At 32.8% G+C, this 6060-nt stretch carries 2 protein-coding genes; both read left to right on the forward strand.

All coding sequences use genetic code 11. The features are described from left to right. Positions 1-312: 312 nt before the first annotated feature. On the forward strand, positions 313-3603 hold the full coding sequence (locus tag ACKJXD_RS05700) for a DUF6138 family protein (protein WP_430875779.1): 3291 nt from the start codon (positions 313-315) through the stop codon (positions 3601-3603). A gap of 105 nt (positions 3604-3708) precedes the next feature. Further along, a partial coding sequence (locus ACKJXD_RS05705) for a DUF6138 family protein (protein ID WP_430875780.1) occupies positions 3709-6060 on the forward strand: 2352 nt, incomplete at its 3' end.

Consider the following 6060-nt stretch of genomic DNA (forward strand, 5'->3'; position numbering starts at 1 on the left):
AATCATGATTAGTTAAATTGTTTACTTTTGATATTCATTTAAATAGTTTATTTTTTTATCCAATAGATTGAATCCATTTTCTTAGTCATTTATTTTCGTTTAAATGATCATTAATTTTATAAAAAACATATCGTTGCACACTAAGATAAAATACCTAACACAAATGAATAAATTAAATTAGATCAAATAATTATTAAATTTACATTATTCTGCTTTTTGTTTATTATTACACGTTTTTACATAAAATAAATTATCTGTTTAGGCTATATTTTAGAAATAAATAATAAACATAAGAAAATATGAGGTTTAGGAATGCAACACTATTATGAGTGTTTAGATGAAATAAATAATAAATTTTGGTATATCGATCAAAAAGACAATCTTTACACAGTGCTTTATGGTGAAATTGGAACCGAAGGACAAAAGCATACCAAGACCTTTGCTTCGCAGGAGGAAGCAGAAAAAGAAGCAATAAAAATAATAAAATCAAAAATTAAAAAGGGCTATCAAGAAAAAACCATACCAGCAACGCTATTGCCAGCGATTTCCCGATTGAGTCAAATTATCAAAATGCCCGATGCCCCAAAACCGAAATACCACCCAAAACCGATTCCACCCAATGATGTGATTGATGATGGTAAAGAAAAACCATGGTTTGACCTCGATGAATGGGCTGATGAAGGTGAACCGAATCCATTTGATTTTGAAGAGTTACGTAAAACAAACATTAGCAATACGTCTAATTCAACTAATAGTCGAAATATTAATGAGTTTAAAAATCTAAAAAATAAAGTACAAATACATATAGAAGAAGGTAATCGCTTTGGTTATCAATTCGAAGTCGTTGCTACTTTAGACAGGCTTAAAGCGTTAAGTTCGTCGGAAAAAGAATTTCAAAATTTAATTAAAGAATTTCTTGAAATGATATTTTCTGATTCTGATTCTATTTGGCGGGTTTGCCCAATCCATTTACAGCTATTAGCTTATCTTTTACCACTTAAGGAAGCAAATATTATGGTAAAAGGAAAAAATGCGCAAGGAGTTCTGAAATATCTTTTCTCTCATAATCCAAGCGATTTGAACATGATAAATATGTTGATTGAAGAGTATTTTAAAGGATTATGTGAAAATATTTCCGCTCAAATAATTCACTTTTTGAAAGAAATAGTGAATTGCATCCGTTCGGGAGGAAAAGGTAATATCCCCCCTTATAAACTTTCTAAAAAAAGCTATGGCTTCGGTATAAAAATAGAAAATTTCAGTATCAGGGATAGTGGTATTTATAATTTAGTTCATAAGAACGATCCAACTTGCTATGCTCAATTCAGCTTAGATACACAAAACCATGAGTCGAAGTTAATTATAAAATATTTAACCCCTATACTTAAACATAAACTTGAAACTATGCTTAATGAAGGTTTTTTTGATGGATTAGCGACAAATTATTTTAAAATTACATTTATAGGCGAAATAGAGCCATTAATTGAAAAACGCATTAACGAAAGTTATCTCAAAGAGCAGTTAGAAAAAATAGATGAATATCTTCAACAACTCGAAAAATCCGATCTGTATGATGTGACGCTATTGTCTATATTATTGAGAAAATATTTAGATACTTCCTGCCTTATTCAAAAATCTTTTACCGATAGGATTCTAGCGTTATTAAAAAAATATCTTTATTCAGGCGATGAAGGTATAGAACACCATACGTGGTCTTTAATACCGACTTATGGATACTCTCAAACAGATTTTGCTAACGAGCTCAAACTCATTTCAGCTCAATATTTGTGGGAAAATTGTCGATATGATCATGCTATAATGGAAATTAATGAGCTGGTTCAACGAGGATACCTTCCAGCAATTTATCAAAAAAGAGCATGGGAAAAAAAATTCATCACCGATGGATATAATTATTATAATTATGCTAATCAATCTGAAATAATGTATGATTATGAATCGTTGATAGAACAAGATATTTTTTGTGAAACGGATGCTATTATCGCTCGAGCCATGCCTGATGGTAATATCTATTTACGCTTTAAGTCAGAAAGTGAACAAGCATATTCAGAGGCACTTGATTATTTAAATAGCTTAATGGCAAAAGGCTATTCAAAAATATTTGAGGGTTATTGGCTAAGAATTTATTTCGTCGCAAAACCTCAATTCTACAGTGCATTTAACAATATTATTGAAGAATACCCAGCATTAGCCAGTGACTCTCATGCTTTTTTCCGAAAAGCAGCCATGTACGAAAGTTTACATGATAAAATACGAGAGTTTATTGAATTAACAATGGAGAAATTTCACCATTGTTTAGATCTCCAAGATGAAGATAATTCTGTCGCAGGTACATTCGCTGCCATTGCTTTGGCAATGACGGATGTAAAACATATGGATATGGCAATAAAATTTGCACTTGAGACCGATGATGAACACGAATTTTTGGCAAGTTATTTTGGCAAAATATTGCAAAGACACTGGGGGATTACTCCAGAAACAGCGGTTGCGATTGCATTATTGCAATTGAGCTATCAAGAACAACCTAATTTATCCAGTCAATTTTATAAAATACCGCAAAATCTTGCGGCGCTGACTGATTATTTTAATAGTGATGATATCCCTCATAAAAGTCGTAAAATTATTACTCTCGCTTCGAGCCTTTTTGGTAACGAAAAATATAGCTTAAAAAAACTAAAAGAGTTGTTTAGTGATGCGACTGATCCTTTGGCAAAAGAAATTTATGCTGATTTTCATAATTTAGTTTTAGACGCTCTTAAGGAGGAAGGAGAAGCTAGCGGTCAGCGAATTATTTATAATATCTCACCTAAACCAAAAAGCGATTCCGAACCGTTAATTATAAATGAGCAAGATTTTATCGAAAATCCAACTTGTATCATTACACCATTACAAGCTAAAAAACGCGGGTTTGATGTTGGTGAATTGGAAACGTATGATTCCCCATGGAGAGCAATTATTTTTGCACCATTAACGATAACGAATCCCTACATTTTCGACGCTATTATCCAATTTTATAAAGTGCAGAATAAAATAAATCCCGACTCTACTATTATTTGGGGTGCAGAACAGGCGTATTGCTTTGGAAAAAAAATCGTGATTGATTTCAGTGGCGCTCCCTATCAAGTGGGTATGGGAATTTATGGTAAAAACCAAGCTCAGCTAATTTATGGAGTAATGGATTTTGCAAAGATTGCTGTTGCAATGAACAAACAAGCGCCGGATAAAGAGAAATTATTCGCACTGCGAAAACAATATTATTACTTCGATAGTCCCAAAGGAAGCCCAAACATTGATAAATCCAAGCCTGGTATAATGTATTTGGATGAAGCTTTAGTCGCCGGAATTTATAATGATAATAATTATCGGGCAATCAAACAGCTTGAAAAAATTACGCCGGATATGGGTGAAGTCTATGATGCCTCACTACTTTTTAGGGCATACATGATGCAGAAAAAACAAGATTATGCCATGGAGAAACTGCAAAGAAAACTCGATACTACTGAACTAAAACAGGTATACCAAACAGCACAAAAACGCCTGCCACAATATCAAGAATACTGGCAGGAAAAGTTAGCCAAATTATAATTAATAAAAAGGCTTACTAATTGGGGCTTATGCCCCAATAAACAGGATAAATTCAAATTATTCTGATAAATATAAAAAAGATAAGTATAAGGAAAACATAACACAATGAAAAAGTATCTAGAATATAGCGATTTACAATCAAACAAATTTTGGTATATCACCCAACAAGACGAATCCCTAACAATCGTATTTGGTAAGATAGGGACAAAAGGACAAACACAAGTTAAAACGTTTTCTTCGCCTTACGATGCGGAAAAAGAAGCCAACAAACTGATCAAATCGAAAATCAAAAAGGGCTATGAGGAAAAAGCGATCCCACCAACGCTTGAACAATCAACCTGCACAGAAAAAACAATCATCAAAATGGCCGACGCCCCAAAACCGAAATACCACCCAAAACCCATTCCACCCAAAGATGTGATTGATGATGGTGAAAAAAAACCGTGGAGGGATCTTGTAGCATTTGATTTTGAAGAGTTACGTAAGGTTCCGCCTAAAGAAGTTGTTCCAGTTAAACAACCACCAAAACAAAGTAATACACCAATTAAAAAAGAGACTTTAACCAAAACACCACAAGAACAAGAATTTGATAATTTAAAAATATTGTTACGAAGTTATATAAAGCAAGGTGTGCAGTTCGATATTGAAGCGACATTTGAACAATTAAAAGCATTAAGCCCCAGCAATAATGAATTTCAAATTTTCATCAAAGATATGCTTCAAATGATATTTTCAAAATTTATGAAGAAAATATCACCTATTCACTTTGATTGCATTCCTTATCTTTTGAGAATCAGAGATCCAGAAATTCTTTTCCAAGAAATCTTTGCACAAGGTGTGATGAAATATATTTATGACCGTTATCAGACTCATTCCGAATCAATCCATCAACTGGCTGAACAATATCTAACCGATTATCCAATACAAATGGTGGATAAAATAGTTAACGCATTACAGAGTATTTTTGAAACTACCAAATTTCCTGAAAATGTTTGTGGCTTTAATATCACCTTTGATTATAAAACGCTGGAAATATATGCTTTATTCAATGAACGAAATTCCAAACGCTATTATTCAGAAAGTCTAAATGAGCTAGAATATGATGGGACTAGTTATGGCGTTGAGATAAATAATCAATATTTTGTTCCATTACTTACCGAAAAACTCCAGAAAATGCTGGATGATGGTTTTTTTGGTGATATGACTAATAAATATTTCAAAATTGCCCTTTTCCAAACAGATAATATTCTTATTGAAATACCACTAGAGCAAACCTACCGACAAACAAAGGTATTTGAGCTTGAAAGAGACCTAAAATATCTCGAGCAATCAGATGAATATTATGCAGATTTGCTAACTGACACGGTTGAGGAATATTTTGCCTATAATGGCATTATTGATAATTATGATACCGATAGAATTTTAGCATTATTAAAAAAATATCTTTATTCATGTGAGAAAGAGGCTGAATCGGAAGGACGTTCTCTGTTAAGGAAATACAAAGATTTTGATTATAACAAATGGTGGTTAGTTTATTTACAGTTTGAATGGGAAAATTTTAGTTATAAATATGCTTATAACGGTGTTGAATGCTTAGTTGATAAAGGATATGAACCAGCAATTATACAAAAACAAGCGTGGGATAAGCTGGGCATTATTGATAGCAAGTCAGAAAAAAAAGACGATTCACGCTATCAATCAGCAACCGAACGTTTTTATAATACTTTTACTGAAAATGATGTTTTTTGTGAAACTGATACTATTATCGCCAGAGCCATGCCAACGGGCGGTGAAATTTACTTACGCTTTAAACAAGAAAGTGAACAGGCATATTCCGATGCGCTTGATTATTTAAATGGAATAATGGCAAAAGGTTATTCAGAAATATTTCATGGGCATTGGCTTCATATTTATTTTGTTGCCAAGCCTAAATACTATTCTGAATTTGCTAAATATGTTGAAGACTTTGAATACCTTAAAGACATTGAAGAATCAGAACTAGGGCTAGCGATAGGAGGTATAGTCTGTGGTTCACATGCCTTTTTCCGCAAAGCAGTGATGTACGAAAGTTTACATGATAAAATAAGAGCGTTTGTTGACTTAACCATGTATCAAGATCATAAAAGTTTTGAAATACAAAATGAAAGTTCAGTCGCCGGGACATTCGCCGCCATAGCCTTAGCAATGACGGATGTAAAACATATGGATTTGGCTATTAAATTTGCTAATGAAATCGATAGTTACTATGAAGATTTGGCTAGTAATTTTGGTATTGTTCTTGAAAAATATTGGGGCATTACGCCCGAAACAGCGGTTGCGATTGCGTTATTGCAATTAAGTTATGAATGTCATACGGCTAAATTATCTAGTCAATTTTATAAAATTCCGCAAAATTTAGCTAGTTTGACGGATTATTACAGAAGGAATGAGCCAAAAAACCCAAATTGTAAATTGACT

This window comes from Gilliamella sp. G0441 (assembly GCF_050589305.1).
Taxonomy (GTDB): Bacteria; Pseudomonadota; Gammaproteobacteria; order Enterobacterales; family Orbaceae; genus Gilliamella.

What these genes read in the sequence shown, in the direction of transcription:
- ACKJXD_RS05700 (WP_430875779.1), top strand. Translation starts at nt 313, where the DNA reads ATGCAACACTATTATGAGTGTTTAGATGAAATAAATAATAAATTTTGG.